Below are 20,725 nucleotides of genomic sequence, written 5' to 3' on the forward strand. Positions count from 1 at the left end.
ACATCCTTGTACGACTTCTTGTACGACCCTGCTTGACCCCACCGCGGTGCCGGGGAGGATCCGGTTCACCGCCTGAGTCCTGGAAGAAGGCGAGGACTTGAGCATGGGATCCACTTCCGCCGAGAACGGCGCCGGGAACAGCGCTGCGAACCCGGCCGCGCACCACGGAACCGACGGCGTGGACCGGCGCGCGCTGATCAAGCGGTCCGCCGCGCTCGGGCTGGTCTCGGTACCCGCCATGGGTTTCCTCTCCGCCTGCGCGAGCGGCGGCGGTGGCGGCGAGTCGAACGACGACACCCAGGGCGAGACGTCCAAGGACAACCCCTTCGGCGTCAAGAAGGGCACCAAGCTCGACGTCGTCATCTTCAAGGGCGGTTACGGCGACGACTACGCCAAGGCCTGGGAGGCCGCCTTCCAGAAGAAGTGGGGTGTCACCTCCACCCACACCGGCACCCAGGAGATCACCGGCAAGCTCCAGCCGCGCTTCAATGCCGGCAACCCGCCCGACATCGTGGACAACTCCGGCGCCCAGAAGATCAAGATCGACGTCCTCTACCGCAATGGCCAGCTCCTCGACCTGGCCGAGGTGCTGGACGCGCCGAGCGTCGACGACCCGTCGAAGAAGGTCCGCGACACCGTCATCCCCGGCACCCTCGACCCGGGCCTGCAGGAGGGCAAGGTCGTCGCCCTCAACTACATCTACACGGTGTGGGGCCTGTGGTACTCCGGCAAGCTCTTCAAGGAGAAGGGCTGGGAGGTGCCCAAGACCTGGGACGATTTCCTGGCCATCTGCAAGGACGCCAAGTCCCAGGGCATCGGCGGCCTCGCCCACCAGGGCAAGTACCCGTACTACATCAACGTCGCCATCATGGACCTGATCGCCAAGAAGGGCGGCCTGGACGCCATGAAGGCGATCGACAACCTCGACCCCAAGGCGTTCGCCGGCTCCGACGCGGCGCAGGCGGCCGTCGAGGCCGTCTACGAGGTCGTCGAGAAGGGTTATCTGATGCCCGGGACGAACGGCCTCGACCACACCGAGTCGCAGACCCGCTGGAACCAGTACAAGGCCGCCTTCATCACCTCCGGCTCCTGGCTGGAGAACGAGCAGCTGAAGCAGACGCCGCCGGACTTCGACATGAAGTTCCTGCCGATGCCGCTGCTGGAGGGCAGCGAGATGCCGTTCGAGGCGATCCGGGCCGGCTCCGGCGAGCCCTTCATCATCCCGGCCAAGGCCAAGAACCTGCCCGCGGCCAAGGAGTTCGTGCGGATGATGCTCTCCCGGGAGTGGTCGACGCTGTTCGCCAAGGAGGCGAACTCGCTGACCATCCTGAAGGACGGCGTGGACCCGAGTGTGCGGTTGCGACCGGGAACGCAGTCCACCGTCGAGGCCTCCAAGGCGGCCGGCGACAACACCTTCCGCTTCCTGTACACCGAGTGGTACAGCGAGATGGACACCGCCATCCAGAACGCCTCCAACGAGCTGATGGCCCGGCGCATCCAGCCCAGGGAGTGGCTGAAGCGGGCGCAGGCGGCCGTGGACAAGGCCGCGAAGGATCCGGCGTCGAAGAACAACCGTCGCGAATAGCGTTTTCCGGGATGCGTCGTCGGGGTGCGGTGATCTGCGGGGCGCGGGTCCGTCCGGGCCTGTCGCGCAGTTCCCCGCACCCCTTTGGCGGGGACAGCAGGGGCAGGTTGTATGCGTAAGGGGCAGTACCGGTTCGTCGCGGGGTTTCTTCTCGTTCCCGTGGCGCTTTATCTGATCTTCGTCATCTGGCCTTACATCCAGACGTTCGGCTATTCGCTGACCGACTGGAAGGGCCAGTCGCAGACCTTCAGTTTCGTCGGCCTGGACAACTACAAGGCGCTGTTCCAGGACGACATCTTCATGGGAGCCATCTGGCACAACATCCTGTTCCTGGTGTTCATCCCGGTGATCACCATTCTGCTCGCCCTGTTCTTCGCGTTCATGCTGAACGCGGGCGGCCGCGGCCGGGCCGGCGGGGTGTCCGGAGTCGCCGGCTCCAAGTTCTACCGGGTCGTCTACTTCTTCCCGCAGGTCCTGTCGCTGGCGATCCTCGCCGTGCTGTTCCGCGCGGTCTACCGCAGCGACGGCGGCGGCATGCTCAACGGCGCGCTGGTCAAGCTCGGCCTGGTCGACGCCGACCGGCCGGTGGAGTGGCTGAACGAACCCGACTTCGTGCTGTGGGCGCTGATCGTGGTCGTCGTCTGGCACGGCGTCGGCTTCTACCTGGTGCTGTTCTCCGCCGCCATGCAGTCCATCCCGAAGGACATCTACGAGGCCGCGCTCATCGACGGCGCGAGCCGCGGCCAGTCCTTCTTCCGCATCACCCTGCCGCTGCTGTGGGACTCCGTGCAGACGGCCTGGGTCTACCTCGGCATCGCGGCGATGGACATGTTCATCCTCGTCTCGACGATGACCTCCGGCGAGTTCGGCGGCGGCCCGGACCATCACAGCGAGGTCATGGCGACCGTGATGATGCGGAACTTCCTCTACTACGGCAAGAGCGGCTACGCCTGCGCCATGGGCGTGATCATGCTGCTCCTCACCCTGATCCTGTCCGTGGTCATGCTGCGCGCCACCCGCCGCGAGCGCATCGAGTTCTGAGCGGGAGAGATGACATGAGCGCACCCCTGAAGGAAACCGCGCCGCCCCCCGCCGGGCGGGTCCCGGCGAAGGTCCCGCCGAAGGCGGGCGAGCGGCGCGGCGAGGGCGTCACCCTGAACGCCTTCTCGCACGGCTTCCTCGCCCTCTGGGCCCTGATGATCGTCCTGCCGCTGCTGTGGCTGGTGCTCAGCGCCTTCAAGACCGACGCCCAGATCGCCGGCTCGGCCTTCGGATGGCCCGAGAACTGGACGTTCGAGGTCTTCACCCGGGCCTGGGAGAAGGGCATCGGCGACTACTTCCTCAACACCGTCATCGTGCTCGTCTTCTCGGTGCCGCTGACGATGCTGTTCGGTTCGATGGCCGCCTACGTCCTGGCCCGCTACCAGTTCTGGGGCAACCGCTTCCTCTACTACTTCTTCGTCGCGGGCGCGATGTTCCCGGTGTTCCTGGCCCTGGTCCCGCTGTTCTTCATGGTCAAACGGCTGGACATGCTGAACACCTACCAGGGCCTGATCCTGGTGTACGTCGCCTATTCCATGCCGTTCACCGTCTTCTTCATGCACGCCTTCTTCCGGACCCTGCCGACGGCGGTCTTCGAGGCGGCGATCCTGGACGGGGCCTCGCACACCCGGACCTTCTTCCAGGTCATGCTGCCGATGGCGAAGCCGGGCCTGATCAGCGTGGGGATCTTCAACACGCTGGGGCAGTGGAACCAGTTCATCCTGCCCACGGTCCTGATGCAGCCGCAGAGCGGTGACGACCCCGAGCGCTATGTGCTCACCCAGGGTCTGATCCAGCTCCAGCAGCAGCAGGGATACGCCTCCGACCTGCCGGTGCTGTTCGCGGGCGTGACGATCGCGATGATCCCGATGCTGGTGGTCTATCTGTCCTTCCAGCGCCAGGTGCAGGCCGGACTCACCTCGGCGACCCTGAAGTAGGCGACCTGCTCGTAGCGCTCCGCGAGCGCCCGGACGCGCGCCGTTCCCGTTGCCGGGGGCGGCGCGCGCCTGTGTGTGCCTGCTCCCGGAAACTGTTCAACCTCTTGACGGGAGGTGCCCCGGACAGCTCAGCTTAGAGTTCACTAGTTGGACATAGACGGGGCCTCATCGATGCGGTCCCGCGCGCGGGAGGTCGTCGTGGAGACTCCGGGGTCGCAGTCGTCGCTGCACCGAGCCAACCTGGAGCGGGTCGTACGTGCCGTGCGGCTGGCGGGATCCCTCACCCAGGCGGAGATCGCGAGGACCACGGGCCTGTCCGCGGCCACCGTCTCGAACATCGTCCGGGAGTTGAAGGAGGGCGGGACCGTCGAGGTCACGCCCACTTCGGCGGGCGGCCGGCGGGCCCGCAGCGTCAGTCTGAGCGGGGACGCCGGCATCGTGATCGGCGTGGACTTCGGCCACACCCATCTGCGGGTGGCCGTCGGCAACCTCGCCCATCAGGTGCTGGCCGAGGAGGCCGAGCCGCTGGATGTGGACGCCTCCGCCGCGCAGGGCTTCGACCGGGCGGAAGAGCTGGTCAACCGGCTGATCGCGGCGACCGGCGTGGACCGTACGAAGATCGCCGGAGTGGGTCTCGGCGTGCCCGGCCCCATCGACGTGGAGTCCGGCCAGCTGGGTTCGACCGCCATTCTGCCGGGCTGGACCGGCGCGCGGCCCGCCGAGGAGCTGCGGGGGCGGCTCGGGGTGCCCGTGTACGTGGACAACGACGCCAACCTGGGCGCCCTCGGCGAGCTGGTCTGGGGCAGCGGCAAGGGCGTGCGGGACCTGGCGTACATCAAGGTGTCCAGCGGTGTCGGCGCGGGCCTGGTGATCGACGGGAAGATCTACCGCGGGCCCGGCGGCACAGCGGGAGAAATCGGGCATATTACACTTGATGAATCCGGCCCCGTCTGCCGCTGCGGAAACCGGGGCTGCCTGGAGACCTTCGCGGCCGCGCGCTATGTGCTGCCGCTTCTCCAGTCCAGCCACGGCACGGATCTGACCATGGAGGGCGTGGTTCGGCTGGCGCGGGACGGAGACCCGGGCTGCCGTCGGGTGATCGCCGACGTCGGCCGTCACGTCGGCAGTGGAGTCGCCAACCTCTGCAACCTTCTGAACCCGAGCCGGGTCGTCCTCGGCGGTGATCTCGCCGAGGCCGGGGAGCTGGTGCTCGGGCCGATCAGGGAGTCCGTCGGCCGCTACGCCATCCCCAGCGCGGCGCGTCAACTCTCCGTTCTCCCAGGGGCACTTGGTGGTCGCGCGGAGGTGCTCGGGGCGCTCGCTCTCGCGCTCAGCGAGATGGGTGACTCGACCCTTTTGGACGGAAGCGTGTCAGGCGCCCTCCCGGCTGCCACCCCTGCCTTCACTTAGAGAACGGATGGCACCGTTGCCAACCCGTTAAGGATTTACTTCTTGACGTCGCACGTGCGGCCGAGTTGACTTCCAGCCACCTCGGCCGCAACGACGCGGCCTCGTCAGGGAGGTTTCTGAAGTGAACACGCGTATGCGTCGTGCCGCCGTAGCCATCGCCGCGGGTGCGATGGCCGTCTCTCTCGCCGCCTGTGGCAGCGCCGAGGAGGCCGGTGGCGAGAAGGACACCGCCGGTTCCGCCCCCGCCAAGGGCGATGACATCAAGATCGGTCTGCTCCTGCCGGAGAACCAGACCGCCCGGTACGAGAAGTTCGACCGGCCCCTGATCGAGAAGAAGATCAAGGAGCTGACGAACAACAAGGCGACCATCGAGTACAACAACGCCAAGCAGGACGCCAACCTGCAGGCGCAGCAGGTCGACACGATGATCACCAACAAGGTGGACGTGCTGATCCTGGACGCGGTGGACGCGAAGGCGATCAAGAACTCCGTCCAGAAGGCCGTGGACAACGGCATCAAGGTCGTCGCCTACGACCGCCTGGCCGAGGGCCCGATCAGCGCCTACACGTCGTTCGACAACGTCCAGGTCGGCAAGACCCAGGGCGAGGCGCTGCTGAAGGAGCTGGGCGCCAAGGCCAAGGACGGCCAGATCGTCATGATGAACGGCTCCGTCACCGACCCGAACGCCGCCCAGTTCAAGGAGGGCGCGCACTCCGCCCTCGACGGCAAGGTGAAGATCGGCAAGGAGTACGACACCAAGGAGTGGAAGCCGGAGAACGCCAACTCCAACATGGAGGCGGCCATCTCCGCGCTCGGCAAGAACAACATCGTCGGCGTCTACTCCGCCAACGACGGCATGGCCGGCGGCATCATCACCGCCCTGAAGGCCGCAGGCATCAAGGTCCCGGTCACCGGCCAGGACGCCGAGCTGGCCGCCGTGCAGCGGATCGTCGCCGGTGAGCAGTTCATGAGCGTCTACAAGCCGTACGCGCCCGAGGCCGAGGCCGCCGCGCAGATGGCCGTCGCGCTCGCCAAGGGCGAGGACCTGGGCTCCATCGCCAAGGACAAGGTCTCCAGCGACAGCGCCAAGGACGTCCCGTCCGTCCTGGTCGACGTCACCTCGCTGACCCAGGAGAACATCAACGACACCGTCATCAAGGACGGCGTCTACACCGCCGACGAGATCTGCACGGCCAAGTACAAGGCCGCCTGCACCAAGCTCGGCATCAAGTAAACGGCCCCCGGTCCCCTCGTAGGTACGGGAGCAGGCCCCCCGCCGCTCCCGTACGGGACGGCCGTCCCGAGGCTCCGCCGGCGCCTCGCTTGTCAAAGCCCCGCAAGCTCGTGCGGGGCGCCGGTCGGAACACCCGCCGGGGCCCGGTCCCCGCAACCCCCCAAACTTCTGCACAACCTCCCGCCGGGTCAGGCGGCGAAGGAGATGGTTCACGTGTCCGCTACGCCCGTGCTGGCGTTGCGCGGGGTCTCCAAGCGGTTCGGTGCCGTTCAGGCGCTCACCGACGTAGAGCTCGAGATCCACGCCGGTGAAGTGGTCGCCCTGGTCGGCGACAACGGTGCCGGAAAGTCCACGCTGGTCAAGACGATCGCCGGCGTGCACCCCATCGATGAGGGCGTCATCGAATGGGAAGGCAAGCCCGTATCGATCAACAAGCCGCACGACGCCCAGGCCCTGGGCATCGCGACGGTCTACCAGGACCTCGCGCTGTGCGACAACATCGACGTGGTCGGCAACCTCTTCCTCGGCCGTGAGCTGAGGAAGTGGGGCGTGCTCGACGAGGTCGAGATGGAGCGTCGCGCCCGCGAACTGCTCACGACCCTGTCGATCCGCATCCCCAGTGTGCGGATCCCGATCGCCTCGCTCTCCGGCGGTCAGCGCCAGACCGTGGCCATCGCCCGCTCGATGCTGGGCGAGCCCAAGCTGGTCATCCTCGACGAGCCCACCGCCGCCCTCGGCGTGGAGCAGACCGCCCAGGTGCTCGACCTGGTCGAGCGGCTGCGGGAGCGCGGCCACGCCGTCATCCTGATCAGCCACAACATGGCCGATGTCAAGGCCGTCGCCGACAAGGTGGCGGTGCTGCGCCTCGGCCGCAACAACGGCGTCTTCGAGGTCAAGACGACCTCGCAGGAGGAGATCATCTCCGCCATCACCGGCGCCACCGACAACGCCGTGACCCGCCGTGCGGCACGCACCAACGGGGAGGTTTCCAAGTGAGCACCGACAAGACCTCCACCACCGCGGCCACGAAGGACGAGCACGCCGTGGAGAACCCGGAGGCGGCCGCCGCGGCCGTCACCGCCGTCGACCCCCGCCTCCTCGTCCGCGAGGAAGGCCTGCTCGGCTACTGGACCGAGTTCAAGCGCAAGATGCGCGCCGGTGAGCTGGGCTCCCTCCCGGTCATCGTCGGCCTGGTGATCATCTGCGTGATCTTCCAGAGCCTGAACTCGGCGTTCCTGTCCGCGCAGAACATCAGCGACATCACCGTCACGATGGTCGGCACCGGCATGATCTCCGTCGGCATCGTCTTCGTGCTGCTGCTCGGCGAGATCGACCTGTCCGTCGGCTCGGTCAGTGGCGCGGCCAGCGCCATCGCGGCCGTCCTCGCGGTCAACCAGGGCTGGCCGGAGTGGATCGCGGTGCTCTTCGCGATCGCCGCGGGCGCCGCCATCGGCGCCGCGCACGGCTTCTTCTTCGCGGTGCTGGGCGCCCCCGCCTTCGCGGTCACGCTGGCCGGTCTGCTCTTCTGGCTGGGCTTCATGCTCCAGACACTGGGCGAGAACGGCACGATCAACCTCGACAGCGAGGGCTTCATCGGCCAGCTGACCACGTACTTCTTCACGGACATCGCCGCCGCGTACGGCCTGGCCGCCGTGGTGACCGCGGTCTTCTTCATCACCTCGTTCCTGGGCAACCGGCGGCGCGAGGCCGCGGGCATCCCGTCCCGGCCGCTGAACGAGACGATCCTGCGCACCGCGCTGCTCGCCGTGATCTCCTTCGCCGCGGCGTTCATGTACAACCAGTACAAGGGCCTGCCGCTCGCCACGGTGATCTTCCTGGTGTTCCTGGTCGCCACGGACTTCGTGCTGCGGCGCACCTCCTACGGCCGCAAGGTCTTCGCCCTCGGCGGCAGCGTCGAGGCGTCCCGGCGTGCCGGTATCAACGTCACCGCGGTGCGGATCTCGGTCTTCGCGATCTCCGGCGGCTTCGCGGCGATCGGCGGCCTCTTCCTGGCCTCCAAGATCGCCTCGGCCAACCAGAGCGCCGGTACCGGTGACCTGCTGATGAACGCCATCGCGGCGGCGGTGATCGGCGGTACGTCGCTGTTCGGCGGCCGGGGCCGCACCTGGAACGCCCTGCTGGGTGTCCTGGTGATCGTCTCCATCCAGTACGGCCTCCAGCTGGAGTCCATCGCCGAGCCGGTGAAGTACATGATCACCGCGGGTGTGCTGCTGACCACGGTCGTGATCGACTCGATCACGCGGAAGACGCAGAAGACCGCAGGCCGCGCGTAGCGCCCTGAGGGGGATGCCGTCCCCCTGTGAACCTGTGCCCGGCGCCAATGACGGTGCCGGGCACAGGCGTGCCGGGAGGAACATTAGACTCGACGAGCCCGGCAACAGCTCGACAGCTCTACTGCAAGGAGGCACGGGTGCCGCTGCTGACCCGCATCAGGGGACCGCGCGATCTTGACCGGCTCAGCCTGGAGGAGCTGGACCAGCTGGCCGGGGAGATCCGGACCTTCCTCGTCGACGCGGTCTCCAAGACCGGCGGCCACCTCGGCCCGAACCTCGGCGTGGTGGAGCTGACCATCGCCCTGCACCGTGTCTTCGAGTCGCCGAAGGACAAGGTGCTGTGGGACACCGGTCACCAGTCCTACGTGCACAAGCTGCTCACCGGCCGGCAGGACTTCTCGAAGCTGAAGATGAAGGGCGGCCTGTCCGGCTACCCCTCGCAGGCCGAGTCCGAGCACGACGTGATCGAGAACAGCCACGCCTCCACGGTGCTCGGCTGGGCCGACGGTCTGGCGAAGGCCAACCAGCTGCTCGAACGCGACGACCACGTCGTCGCCGTCATCGGTGACGGCGCGCTGACCGGCGGGATGGCCTGGGAGGCGCTGAACAACATCGCCGAGGCCAAGGACCGCCCGCTGGTCATCGTCGTCAACGACAACGAGCGTTCCTACGCGCCGACCATCGGCGGCCTCGCCAACCACCTCGCCACCCTGCGCACCACCGACGGCTACGAGCGCTTCCTGGCCCGCACCAAGGAGATCCTCGACCGCACCCCCGTCGTCGGCAAGCCGCTGTACGAGACGCTGCACGGTGCCAAGAAGGGCCTGAAGGACTTCATCGCCCCGCAGGGCATGTTCGAGGACCTGGGCCTGAAGTACGTCGGTCCGATCGACGGCCACGACATCGAGGCGCTGGAGTCCGCGCTGGCCCGCGCCAAGCGCTTCGGCGGCCCCGTCATCGTGCACTGCCTCACCGAGAAGGGCCGCGGCTACCAGCCCGCCCTCCAGGACGAGGCGGACCGCTTCCACGCCGTCGGCAAGATCCACCCCGACACGGGCCTGCCGATCGCCTCCTCCGGCGCCGACTGGACCTCCGTCTTCGGCGAGGAGATGGTCAAGCTCGGCGAGGAGCGGAAGGACATCGTCGCCATCACCGCGGCCATGCTCCAGCCGGTCGGCCTGGACAAGTTCGCCAAGCGCTTCCCGGAGCGGGTCTACGACGTCGGCATCGCCGAGCAGCACGGCGCCGTCTCCGCCGCGGGCCTGGCCACCGGCGGGCTGCATCCGGTCTTCGCGGTGTACGCCACCTTCCTCAACCGCGCCTTCGACCAGGTGCTCATGGATGTGGCCCTGCACAAGTGCGGGGTGACGTTCGTGCTGGACCGGGCCGGGATCACCGGCACCGACGGCGCCTCCCACAACGGCATGTGGGACATGTCGATCCTCCAGGTCGTCCCCGGCCTGCGGCTGGCCGCCCCGCGCGACGCCGACCAGGTCCGCGCCCAGCTGCGCGAGGCCGTCCAGGTCGACGACGCGCCGACCGTGGTGCGCTTCTCCAAGGGCGCCGTCGGCCCGGCCGTACCGGCCGTGGGCCGGGTCGGCGGCATGGACGTGCTGCGCGAGGCGGGCACGGACCGTCCGGACGTGCTGCTGGTCTCCGTCGGCGCGCTCGCGCCGATGTGCCTGGAGATCGCCTCTCTCCTCGACCGGCAGGGCATCTCCACCACCGTCGTCGACCCGCGCTGGGTCAAGCCCGTCGACGAGGCCATGGCCCCGCTCGCCGAGCGGCACCGGGTCGTCGTCACCGTCGAGGACAACAGCCGGGTCGGCGGTGTCGGCTCCGCGATCGCCCAGGCCCTGCGGGACGCGGGCGTCGACGTGCCGCTGCGCGTCTTCGGCATCCCGCCGCGCTTCCTCGATCACGCCTCGCGCGCCGAGGTGATGGCGGAGATCGGCCTGACCGCGCCGGACATCGCCCGCCAGGTCACCGGCCTGGTGTCCAAGCTGGACGGCAAGTACGAGCGCGCCGCGGCCGACGAGGTCGAGGCCGCCCGGGACTGACCTCCGTACCCCCGTACCGCCGTATGGGCCGGTTCCACCACTGCCAAGAGTGGTGAAACCGGCCCATTCGCGTGAAACTGCCCGCGTCGGGGCATACGCAACCCGCCCCCTCTCGATCATGTCGAGGACGACAAGCGTGGGAGGTACGCCCGATGAGCAGCACCCTCTTCCGGACCAAGAAGGTCGAGCAGTCCATCCTCGATACCGAGGAACCGGAGCACGCCCTCAAGAAATCACTCTCGGCCCTGGACCTGACGGTCTTCGGCGTCGGTGTCATCATCGGCACCGGCATCTTCGTGCTGACCGGCACCGTCGCCAAGAACAACGCCGGACCCGCGGTGGCCCTGGCGTTCGTCGCGGCCGGTGTCGCCTGCGCGCTCGCCGCGCTCTGCTACGCCGAGTTCGCCTCCACGGTCCCGGTCGCGGGCTCCGCTTACACGTTCTCGTACGCCTCTCTCGGCGAACTGCCCGCCTGGATCATCGGCTGGGACCTGGTCCTGGAGTTCGCGCTCGGCACGGCGGTAGTGGCCGTCGGCTGGTCGGGCTACATCCAGTCGCTGATGGGCAACGCGGGCTGGCAGATGCCCGCGGCCCTCGGCAGCCGGGAGGGCGCGGACGGCTTCGGTTTCGACATCCTCGCCGCCGTCCTGGTCCTGGTGCTCACCGCGATCCTGGTGGTGGGCATGAAGCTGTCCGCGCGGGTCACCTCCGTCGTCGTCGCCATCAAGGTGACCGTCGTCCTCGTCGTGATCATCGCGGGCGCCTTCTTCATCAAGGGCGCCAACTACGACCCGTTCGTCCCGAAGGCGCAGCCCGTGCCGGCCGGTGACAGTCTCCAGTCTCCGCTGATCCAGCTCATGTTCGGCTGGGCGCCCTCCAACTTCGGCGTGATGGGCATCTTCACCGCGGCCTCCGTCGTGTTCTTCGCCTTCATCGGCTTCGACGTGGTGGCCACCGCCGCCGAGGAGACCAGGAACCCGCAGCGCGACATGCCACGCGGCATCCTCGGTTCGCTGCTGATCTGCACCACGCTGTACGTCCTCGTCTCGATCGTCGTCACCGGCATGCAGCACTACAGCGAACTCTCCGTCGACGCCCCGCTCGCGGACGCCTTCAAGGCCACCGGGCACCCCTGGTACGCGGGCTTCATCAGCTTCGGCGCGGCCGTCGGCCTGACCACGGTCTGCATGATCCTGCTGCTCGGCCAGACGCGGGTGTTCTTCGCGATGAGCCGCGACGGACTGCTGCCCCGGTTCTTCTCCCGCGTCCACCCCAAGTTCAGGACCCCGCACCGGCCGACCATCCTGCTCGGCGTGGTGATCGCGATCCTCGCGGGCTTCACCCCGCTCACGGAACTGGCCGCACTGGTCAACATCGGCACCCTGTTCGCCTTCGTGGTCGTGGCCATCGGCGTGATCATCCTCCGCCGCACCCGCCCCGACCTGCACCGCTCCTTCAAGACCCCGTGGGTGCCGGTCATCCCGATCCTGTCCGTGTGCGCCTCGCTGTGGCTGATGCTCAACCTGCCCGCCGAGACCTGGATCCGGTTCGCCATCTGGATGGCTGCGGGTTTCGTCGTCTACTTCCTGTACGGCCGCTCGCACAGCCGGCTCGGCCGGCGCCAGGAGACCACGGTGGACGACGTCGTCGAAGGCGGCCCGCACCCGGAGCGGTAGCCGCCGGCACCGACTGCGGCACGTTGTCGACCTCGCCGCCCTCCGGCCCCGTATGTCCTGCTTCGTCGGGAGATGCGGGGCCGGATAGCGTACGGCGCATGCACGCAGCGCTGCTCGCTCCCGCACCGGCCGTCACGGCGCCGCGCGCGGACCGCGGCTACTGGCGGCGGCTGCTTCCGGTGCTCGCCCTGCTCGCCTGCCTCACCCGCCTGCCCTCCTTCGCCCGGCCGCTGTGGAACCCCGACGAGGGCTATCTCGCCGTCCAGGCGCGGATACTGGCGCACGGCGGACAGCTCTACGAGACGGTCGTGGACCGCAAACCCCCGCTGGTGCCCTGGCTGTACGAGGCCGCCTTCGCGGTCACCGGCTCCGGCTCGCTCACCGCCGTCCGGGTGCTCGCGATCCTCGCCCAGCTGCTCACCGCCGTCCTGCTGGCCTCGCTCGCCCGGCGCCGCTGGGGCGACCGCGCGGGCCGCACCGCCGGAGTGCTCCATCTGCTGGTCTCCGTCGGCCTCAACCCCGAGGACGCGCAGGCCGCCGGGTTCGAGGTGTTCATACTGCCCGGCACCGCCGCCGCGATGTGGTGCGCAGACCGGCGCCGCTGGACCGCGGCGGGTGTCGCCGTCGCCTGCGCCGTCCTCGCCAAGCAGACCGGCGGGGCGGTGCTGCTGCCGGTGGCCTGGCTGTGCGTCACCTCGGGCGCCGCCCGCACCGGGCTGCCGCGCCTGGCCGCCGGGGCGGCCCTGCCCGTGCTGGCGGCCGCCCTGCTCACCGACCCGGCCGGGTTCCTGTTCTGGACCGTCACCGGATCCACGGCCTACGCCGCCTTCAGCGGCTCCCCGCTGCACGCCCTGACCCGCGCGCTGGCCAACGCGGCGATCCTGGCGGGGGCCTGCGCGGGCCTGCTGGTCCCCGTCGTCCGGGCGCCGCGCACCGGGTCCGTCGACCTGTGGCTGTGGCTGGCCGGGTCGGCGGGCGCGGTCCTGGCCGGCTTCCACTTCTTCGGCCACTACTACCTGCAACTCCTGCCCCCGCTCGTTCTGCTGGCCACCGCCGCCCTGCACGCCCCGCCCCGGGCGCGGCCGGCCCGAGCGGTCCTCGTCTCCGGCTGCGCGTGCGCCGTCTTCCTCGCCTGGGGCCTGGCCGCGCCGCGCACCGAACTCGCCCACGCCGAGCGCCTCGCCGAGGCCACCGCCCGCCGCACCGCCCCCGGCGACCGCGTGCTGATCTGGGGCATGCACCCGGAGACGTACTGGCTCGCCCGCCGCGCCCCCGCCAGCCGCTATCTGACCGCCGGACTGCTCACCAACTACAGCGGCGGGCGCGACGGCTCCGGGGTCGGCGAGCGGTACGCCGTGGACGGCGCCTGGACGGTGTTCCGGCGGGAACTGGCCGAGGCACCGGTCCTCATCGTCGACGACTCCCGGGGCAAGCCGTACGCCCCCGAACGGCTGCCGACCCTGCGCGGGCTGCTCGCGGCCCGCTACCGGCCGGCGGGCACGGTGGACGGGGCGGTGCTCTACACCCGGATCCGCTGAGCCCTCCGTACGGTCGGCCCGCTTCACCCCTCCCGGCGCACCGTCCGCGGCCCCGCGACCTCCGCCCCCAGGTCCCTCACCCGGCGGCGCAGTTCCCGGTCGGCCGTGACGACCAGGCACGGCCGCTCGCCGGCCGCCGCGACCAGCTCCGCCACGCGGTCGTCGCCGCTGCCGGGCGCGGACTCCACCCGCACCCCCGGCACGGAGCCGACGCCCCGGGCCGCCCCTTCCACCACCAGCACGATCTCGACGGGCCCCGGACACCCGGGCACCCCGTCCGCGGCGAGCCGGTCGCGCAGCCGCTCCGCCGCTCCCCGCCGGTCCCGCCACCACCCGTCCGGCACCGACCCGACGACGTTCGCGGCATCGACGATCACCAGCAGCGCCTCACTCATGACGTCAGGCTCCCACGGCCCCCGCACGCGGCGGGCCCGGGTCCCTGGCTAGAGTGGGGCCCGTGTCGATGGTCCGTACAGTGAAGGGCAACTGGCTCATACGCGGCCGGGACGGCCGGCTCGGTGTCTACCTGCCGACGGACGACGCGGTCCTGTACCGGGCCGAGCGCGTCCCCGGCGGCCCCTGGGAGAGCCCCCGCAAGGCCGGTGGCGACCAGGGGCTGCACGCCGGATTCGGGGTGGGGCAGGGCCCCGACGGCTACGCCCACCTGGTCGCCTGGCGGCCCACCCGAGCCGGTGAGGCCGAACTGGTGCACTCCACCCACTTCCGGCCGCTGCTCGCCCCGCTCGACTGGACGCCCTTCGGGCACCCCAACAAGCAGGCCGACCGCACCGGCGATCCCGTCGTGGCCGTCGACGTCGAGGGGCGGGCGCATCTCTTCGTCCGCAACCGCGGCCAGGGCGTGTCCATGCGCAACCAGAAGGAGCGCGGCGGCCTCAACGCCTGGCACGACCTGCGCGGCTCCAAGGTGCGGGAACTCCTCGCGGTGACCGGGGAGTCGGGCCGTATCGAGGTGTACGCCGCCAACCCCACCGGCATCCTGCGCTGGTTCCAGCGGGAGCCGGGCAGGCGCCCGGTGGCGGCCGATCCGCTGCCCGTCACGATCGAGCCGGGCACCCTGGCCGCGCTGCCCACCTCCAAGGAGCACACCACCCTCTTCTACGCCGACCCCGAGGGCACGCTGTACGCCTGGCGGCCCGACGCCGAGCCCAGGGCCCTGCTCCCCTCGGCCGGCCCCGGCCCGGTGACCGTGCTGCGCTGCGACATCGACGGCCACGACTGCACGCTCCTCGCGCAGCGCTCCGCCTCCGGCCGGGTCGCGTTCGCCGCGTACCCGACCGAGCAGGAGACGGCCGGCCTGTGGTGGACGGAGTCCGGTCCCGAGCTGCCCGAGGGCACGCGGGTGGCCCTCGCCCAGGACGCCACGGGCCGGGTCGTCGCGGCGACCCTCACCCCGGACGGCACCCTGCGGGTGACCCGGGGCAAGGACGAGCCGGGGCTGGCCCTGGAGGCCTGGCGGACGGTCTGACTCAGCGGGTGACCGCGCCCAGCCGCCACAGCGAGGTGACCTCCGCGGCCCGGGCGGCGTGCAGGGGATCGGTGGTGTCCCGGGCCCGGGGATGCCGGGGCCTGGTGTCGAGCCGGTCCACGACCCGCAGGCCCGCCGCCTCGATCAGCCGGGGCAGTTCGCCGGGTGCCCGCAGCCCCAGGCGCTCGGCGAGGTCCGAGAGGATCAGCCAGCCCTCGCCGCCCGGTTCGAGCCGGCCGGCCAGCCCGTCGAGGAAGCCGCGCAGCATGGCACCGTCCGGGTCGTAGACGCCCTGTTCGACGGCGGAGACCGGACGGGCGGGGAGCCAGGGCGGGTTGCAGACGACGAGACCCGCGCGGCCCTCCGGGTACAGACAGGGGCCGACGACCGTGACCCGCCCGTCCAGGCCCAGCCGGCGGACGTTGTCACGGGCGCAGGCGAGGGCGCGCGGGCTGATGTCGCCGGCCAGCACCCGGCCGGCTCCGCGCCGGGCGAGGAGCGCGGCGAGCACGCCGGTCCCCGTGCCGAGGTCGAAGGCGGTGCGGCGGTCCGTCCGCGGCGGCAGCGGGGCGCGCGCGACGAGATCGACGTACTCGCCGCGGACCGGCGAGAACACCCCGTAGTGCGGGTGGACACGGGCGTCCAGCGCCGGAACCGGCACGCCCTTGCGCCGCCACTCGTGGGCGCCGACGACGCCCAGCAGCTCCGTCAGCGCGACCACCATGGGGCCGCGCGGCGGGCCGTACGCTTCCGCGCACGCCCGGCGCACATCGGGCGCCCTGCGCAACGCGAGCGTGTGGTCGTCCTCCAGTCGCACCAGCAGCCTGCCCAGCACCCGGGCGCGGTGGCCGCGGAAGCGGCGGTGCGACCGGAAGGCGGCGGCCGGGTCGCCGGCCGGGCCGGGCGCCTTGCGGTCGACGCGGCGGCCCAGCGCGGCCAGCATCTGGCGGGCCTGGAAGAAGTCGCCCCGCCACAGCAACGCCGTGCCCTCACAGGCCAGTCGGTGGGCGGTGGCCGCTCGCATCCGGTCGTCGGCGACGACGACGCGCCGGGGCGGGGGAGCGGCGCTCTCGGAGTGCCAGCGGGCCTGGCGGCAGGTGCGGGACTCGGTCCAGTGGATCGTGGCAGACACCACGTACTCCTCGTGTTCGAACGTGCGGGGGCACGAAGAGCGCTGCGACGAGGAGCGGGGGAAGAGGGGAAGACGGGCCCGTGCTACCCCACCCGCGTCGAAGCGCGCGAGGAGACGTCACCGAGCACCATGCCGAGCATCATGCCGCGCGTCATGACCGGGCCTTTCCACGAGAGGACACCTCAGGCTCGCACGGCCGCCGTCAGGACGGCAAACCGGTGCCCCGCACACCGACGGGCGTGCGGGGCACCGGAGTTGAGCCGGGGACGGCGGGGTTACGCCGGGACGCTCGCCACGCCCTGCGCCAGGAACCGCTTGCCGTTCACCCGCTCGGAGACACCCTCACGGTCCAGGTACGGCGTGATGCCGCCCAGGTGGAAGGGCCAGCCGGCGCCGGTGATCAGGCACAGGTCGATGTCCTGGGCCTCGGCGACGACGCCCTCGTCGAGCATGAGCCCGATCTCCTGGGCTACGGCGTCCAGGACGCGGGCGCGCACCTGCTCCTCGGTCAGGACGACATCGCCCTGCTTGAGGAGGGCGGCGACCTCCGGGTCCAGCTCGGGCTTGCCGCTGTCGTAGACGTAGAAGCCGCGCTTGCCCGCCTCGACGACCGCCTTCAGGTTCGGGGAGACCTTGAAGCGGTCCGGGAACGCCTTGTTCAGCGTCTCGGAGACGTGCAGACCGATGGCCGGGCCGACCAGCTCCAGCAGGACCAGCGGGGACATCGGCAGACCCAGCGGCTCGACCGCCTTCTCGGCGACGGCGACCGGGGTGCCCTCGTCGATGACGTTCTGGATCTCGCCCATGAAGCGGGTCAGGATGCGGTTCACGACGAACGCCGGGGCGTCCTTGGTGAGGACCGCGGTCTTCTTGAGCTTCTTGGCGACGGCGAAGGCCGTGGCCAGCGAGGCGTCGTCGGTCTGCTCGCCGCGGACGATCTCCAGCAGCGGCAGCACGGCGACCGGGTTGAAGAAGTGGAAGCCGACGACCCGCTCGGGGTGCCTCAGCTTCGACGCCATCTCGGAGACCGACAGCGAGGAGGTGTTGGTGGCGAGGATCGCGTGCGCCGGGGCGACCGCCTCGACCTCCGCGAACACCGTCTGCTTGACGCCCATCTCCTCGAACACGGCCTCGATGATGAAGTCCGCGTCCGCGAAGCCCTCGGCCTTGTCCAGGACGCCGGTCACCAGCGCCTTGAGGCGGTTGGCCTTGTCCTGGTTGATACGGCCCTTGCCGAGCAGCTTGTCGATCTCGCCGTGGACGTAGCCCACACCCTTGTCGACGCGCTCCTGGTCGATGTCGGTCAGTACGACCGGCACCTCCAGGCGGCGCAGGAAGAGCAGGGCGAGCTGCGAGGCCATCAGGCCCGCGCCCACGACGCCCACCTTCGTCACCGGACGCGCCAGGTTCTTGTCGGGCGCGCCGGCCGGACGCTTGCCGCGCTTCTGCACCAGGTTGAACGCGTAGATGCCGGCGCGCAGTTCACCGCCCATGATCAGGTCGGCGAGCGCCTTGTCCTCGGCGTCGTAACCCTGCTGGAGGTCGCCGTTCTTGGCGGCGGCGATGATGTCGAGGGCGCGGTAGGCGGCCGGGGCCGCGCCGTGCACCTTCGAGTCCGCGATGAAGCGGCCCTTGGCGACGGCCTGGTCCCAGGCCTCGCCGCGGTCGATCGCCGGGCGCTCGACGACGATCTCGCCCTTGAGGACGGACGCGGTCCAGATGAGCGACTGCTCCAGGAAGTCGGCACCCTCGAAGATCGCGTCGGCGATGCCCAGCTCGTAGACCTGCTTGCCCTTGAGCTGCTTGTTCTGGTTGAGGCTGTTCTCGATGATCACCGAGACGGCCTTGTCGGCGCCGATCAGGTTCGGCAGCAGGGTGCAGCCGCCCCAGCCGGGGACCAGACCGAGGAAGACCTCGGGCAGGGAGAACGCCGGGACGGCCGCGGACACCGTGCGGTAGGTGCAGTGCAGGCCGGCCTCGACGCCACCGCCCATCGCGGCGCCGTTGTAGTAGGCGAACGTCGGCACGGCGAGGCCGGACAGCCGCTTGAAGACGTCGTGGCCGCCCTTGCCGATGGCGTAGGCGTGGTCCCACTCCTTCAGCAGCTCGACGCCCTTGAGGTCGGCGCCGACGGCGAAGATGAACGGCTTGCCGGTGAGGCCGACGCCGACGATCTCGCCGTCCGCGGCCTCCTTCTCCACCTGGTCGAGGGCGGCGTTGAGGTTCGCCAGCGACTGGGGCCCGAAGGTGGTCGGCTTGGTGTGGTCGTGCCCGTTGTCGAGGGTGATCAGGGCGAAGCGCCCGGCGCCCAGGGGCAGGTCGAAGTGGCGTACGTGCGCCTGCGTGACGACCTCGTCCGGGAACAGCTCGGCCGCACCCTTCAGCAGCTCAGCGGTGGTGCTCACTTGTCCCCCTCGAAGTTCGGGTTCTCCCAGATGACCGTCGCGCCCATGCCGAAGCCCACGCACATGGTGGTCAGGCCGTAGCGGACGTGCGGCTGCTCCTCGAACTGGCGGGCCAGTTGCGTCATCAGACGGACGCCGGAGGAGGCCAGCGGGTGGCCGAAGGCGATGGCCCCGCCGTACTGGTTGACGCGCTCGTCGTCGTCGGCGATGCCGTAGTGGTCGAGGAAGGCCAGGACCTGGACGGCGAAGGCCTCGTTGATCTCGAACAGGCCGATGTCGGAGATCGACAGGCCGGCCTGGGCGAGGGCCTTCTCGGTGGCCGGGATCGGGCCGTAGCCCATGACCTCCGGCTCGACACCCGCGAAGGAGTAGGAGACCAGGCGCATCTTGACCGGGAGGTCGTTGGCGCGGGCGAACTCCTCGGAGGCGATCAGCGAGGCGGTGGCGCCGTCGTTGAGACCGGCCGCGTTACCCGCGGTGACCCGGCCGTGGACGCGGAACGGCGTCTTCAGGCCGGCCAGGTTCTCCAGCGTGGTGCCCGGGCGCATCGGCTCGTCGGCGGTGACCAGACCCCAGCCCGTCTCGCCGGCCTCGGCGTTGGTGCGGCGCACCGAGATCGGTACCAGGTCGGCCTGGATCTTGCCGTTGGCGTACGCCTTGGCGGCCTTCTCCTGCGAGCGCACCGCGTACTCGTCGGCGCGCAGCTTGGTGATCTGCGGGTAGCGGTCGTGCAGGTTCTCGGCGGTCATGCCCATGAACAGCGCCGACTCGTCGACCAGCTTCTCGCTCACGAACCGCGGGTTGGGGTCGACGCCCTCGCCCATCGGGTGGCGGCCCATGTGCTCGACGCCGCCCGCGATGGCGATGTCGTAGGCGCCGAAGGCGACGGAGCCGGCGACCGTGGTGACGGCCGTCAGGGCGCCCGCGCACATGCGGTCGATGGAGTAACCGGGGACGGACTGCGGCAGGCCCGCGAGGATGCCGGCCGTGCGGCCGATGGTGAGGCCCTGGTCGCCGATCTGCGTGGTCGCGGCGATGGCGACCTCGTCGATCTTCTTCGGGTCCAGGCCGGGGTTGCGGCGCAGCAGCTCCCGGATCGCCTTCACGACGAGGTCGTCGGCACGGGTCTCGTGGTAGATGCCCTTCGGGCCCGCCTTGCCGAACGGGGTGCGAACGCCGTCGACGAAGACGACGTCCCTAGCGGTACGAGGCACGTTGGCTCTCCTCCAGGTGCGGCCAGGGGTCCGGGGGTGCGTCCCCCGGGGAAGTGCGGTCGCCGAACACGACGTTCTTCCCACCACAATGCTACCGGCCGGTAACTGATGGAGCGCAAGGGGCGCCCCGGGGGGAGGGGCACACGTCACACGTGCGCCCCTCCCCCCGGGGCGGAAGAAGGGCGGACGGTCCGGATCCCGGGGCGCGAGGACGTCCCCGGCGGAACGGGCCGGAAGGCGGCGCGCGGTGCCGTCAGAGGCCGTACATGCCCTGGAAGAGGACGAAGCCGAGGATCATTCCGCCGATCAGACCCGCGATGGAGAGCCCGATGGCGGTCGGGGCGAGCCGTTCGCCCTTGGACTTCGCGACCACGCCGCAGATGATCCCCGCGATGCCGAAGAGCGGCGGGCAGAAGAGGAACGCCACGCAGCCGAGCACGATCCCGACCACGCTGAGCGTGTTGGAGGGGTTCGGCGGCTGCTGATGCGGCTGGTACGGCTGGTTCGGATAGGACATCCTGTACCCCCCTGGTTGTCGGTGGACGCTCACTTTAGGCGTCACCGCCTCACAGGCGGAAGCACGATCCGCGGCGGGGCCGGTCCTCCGGGCCCCGGCCTCCCCCTTCCGCGGCGCCGGGAGGGAGCCGGGGCCGGCGCGGCCCTAGTCCTTCGGCGGTTCGGCCGACAGGGCGACCGCCAGCAGCGCCGCCGT

Annotated in this window: 16 protein-coding genes; 11 read left to right on the top strand and 5 right to left on the bottom strand. The window is 70.3% G+C overall.

Going from position 1 to position 20,725, the window contains the following annotated elements:
- Positions 1-103: 103 nt before the first annotated feature.
- The 10 genes from ngcE (at position 104) to VE614_RS08145 (ending at position 13,776) form a co-directional block, all read left to right on the top strand.
- Positions 104-1,585 carry an N-acetylglucosamine/diacetylchitobiose ABC transporter substrate-binding protein gene (ngcE, locus tag VE614_RS08100; RefSeq protein WP_324934128.1) on the top strand — a complete coding sequence of 494 codons (1,482 nt, stop codon included), beginning with the start codon at positions 104-106 and terminating at the stop codon, positions 1,583-1,585.
- Between the two features lie 111 nt (positions 1,586-1,696).
- Positions 1,697-2,626, top strand: coding sequence for a sugar ABC transporter permease (locus VE614_RS08105; protein ID WP_324934130.1), 930 nt, complete (start codon positions 1,697-1,699; stop codon positions 2,624-2,626).
- A gap of 14 nt (positions 2,627-2,640) precedes the next feature.
- Complete coding sequence (locus VE614_RS08110) at positions 2,641-3,564, top strand: carbohydrate ABC transporter permease (protein ID WP_324934132.1); 924 nt, start codon at positions 2,641-2,643, stop codon at positions 3,562-3,564.
- 198 nt (positions 3,565-3,762) lie between these two features.
- Complete coding sequence (locus VE614_RS08115; protein WP_324934155.1) at positions 3,763-4,974, top strand: ROK family transcriptional regulator; 1,212 nt, start codon at positions 3,763-3,765, stop codon at positions 4,972-4,974.
- Between the two features lie 133 nt (positions 4,975-5,107).
- Positions 5,108-6,208: a sugar ABC transporter substrate-binding protein gene (locus VE614_RS08120; protein WP_324934157.1), complete on the top strand. Its 1,101-nt coding sequence runs from the start codon at positions 5,108-5,110 to the stop codon at positions 6,206-6,208.
- A 204-nt stretch (positions 6,209-6,412) separates the two neighbouring features.
- Complete coding sequence (locus VE614_RS08125; RefSeq protein ID WP_324934134.1) at positions 6,413-7,204, top strand: ATP-binding cassette domain-containing protein; 792 nt, start codon at positions 6,413-6,415, stop codon at positions 7,202-7,204.
- Positions 7,201-8,502 carry a sugar ABC transporter permease gene (locus tag VE614_RS08130; protein WP_324934136.1) on the top strand — a complete coding sequence of 434 codons (1,302 nt, stop codon included), beginning with the start codon at positions 7,201-7,203 and terminating at the stop codon, positions 8,500-8,502. Before VE614_RS08125 ends, VE614_RS08130 begins: the two co-directional genes overlap by 4 nt.
- Before the next feature lie 137 nt (positions 8,503-8,639).
- Positions 8,640-10,562 carry a 1-deoxy-D-xylulose-5-phosphate synthase gene (dxs, locus tag VE614_RS08135; RefSeq protein WP_324934138.1) on the top strand — a complete coding sequence of 641 codons (1,923 nt, stop codon included), beginning with the start codon at positions 8,640-8,642 and terminating at the stop codon, positions 10,560-10,562.
- A gap of 152 nt (positions 10,563-10,714) precedes the next feature.
- Complete coding sequence (locus tag VE614_RS08140) at positions 10,715-12,238, top strand: amino acid permease (protein ID WP_324934140.1); 1,524 nt, start codon at positions 10,715-10,717, stop codon at positions 12,236-12,238.
- Positions 12,239-12,336: 98 nt separating this feature from the next.
- Positions 12,337-13,776, top strand: coding sequence for a glycosyltransferase family 39 protein (locus tag VE614_RS08145; RefSeq protein ID WP_324934143.1), 1,440 nt, complete (start codon positions 12,337-12,339; stop codon positions 13,774-13,776).
- 23 nt (positions 13,777-13,799) lie between these two features.
- Here the strand turns inward: VE614_RS08145 and VE614_RS08150 are convergent, their stop codons facing one another.
- Positions 13,800-14,171, bottom strand: a complete 372-nt coding sequence (locus VE614_RS08150) for an NTP pyrophosphohydrolase (RefSeq protein WP_324934145.1) — start codon at positions 14,169-14,171, stop codon at positions 13,800-13,802.
- A gap of 68 nt (positions 14,172-14,239) precedes the next feature.
- On the opposite strand from VE614_RS08150, the gene VE614_RS08155 reads away from it, so the two are divergent.
- The gene (locus VE614_RS08155; RefSeq protein WP_324934159.1) at positions 14,240-15,262 is read left to right on the top strand and encodes a hypothetical protein; all 1,023 of its coding nucleotides are present in this window, start codon (positions 14,240-14,242) and stop codon (positions 15,260-15,262) included.
- Position 15,263: 1 nt separating this feature from the next.
- Here VE614_RS08155 and VE614_RS08160 read toward each other — a convergent pair whose 3' ends face one another.
- The 4 genes from VE614_RS08160 to VE614_RS08175 all read right to left on the bottom strand — a co-directional run bounded on the left by VE614_RS08160 (position 15,264) and on the right by VE614_RS08175 (position 20,530).
- A complete protein-coding gene (locus tag VE614_RS08160; RefSeq protein WP_324934147.1) occupies positions 15,264-16,394 on the bottom strand; it encodes a class I SAM-dependent methyltransferase in 1,131 nt (376 codons plus the stop codon).
- Positions 16,395-16,669: 275 nt separating this feature from the next.
- Positions 16,670-18,799 carry a 3-hydroxyacyl-CoA dehydrogenase NAD-binding domain-containing protein gene (locus VE614_RS08165; protein ID WP_324934149.1) on the bottom strand — a complete coding sequence of 710 codons (2,130 nt, stop codon included), beginning with the start codon at positions 18,797-18,799 and terminating at the stop codon, positions 16,670-16,672.
- Entirely contained in the window at positions 18,796-20,013 is a 1,218-nt protein-coding gene (locus VE614_RS08170) for an acetyl-CoA C-acyltransferase (protein WP_324934151.1), read from the bottom strand. The genes VE614_RS08165 and VE614_RS08170 overlap by 4 nt, the downstream gene beginning before the upstream one ends.
- Before the next feature lie 253 nt (positions 20,014-20,266).
- On the bottom strand, positions 20,267-20,530 hold the full coding sequence (locus tag VE614_RS08175) for a hypothetical protein (RefSeq protein ID WP_324922782.1): 264 nt from the start codon (positions 20,528-20,530) through the stop codon (positions 20,267-20,269).
- Positions 20,531-20,725: the final 195 nt, after the last annotated feature.

It is taken from the genome of Streptomyces sp., from assembly GCF_035645055.1.
GTDB lineage: Bacteria > Actinomycetota > Actinomycetes > Streptomycetales > Streptomycetaceae > Streptomyces.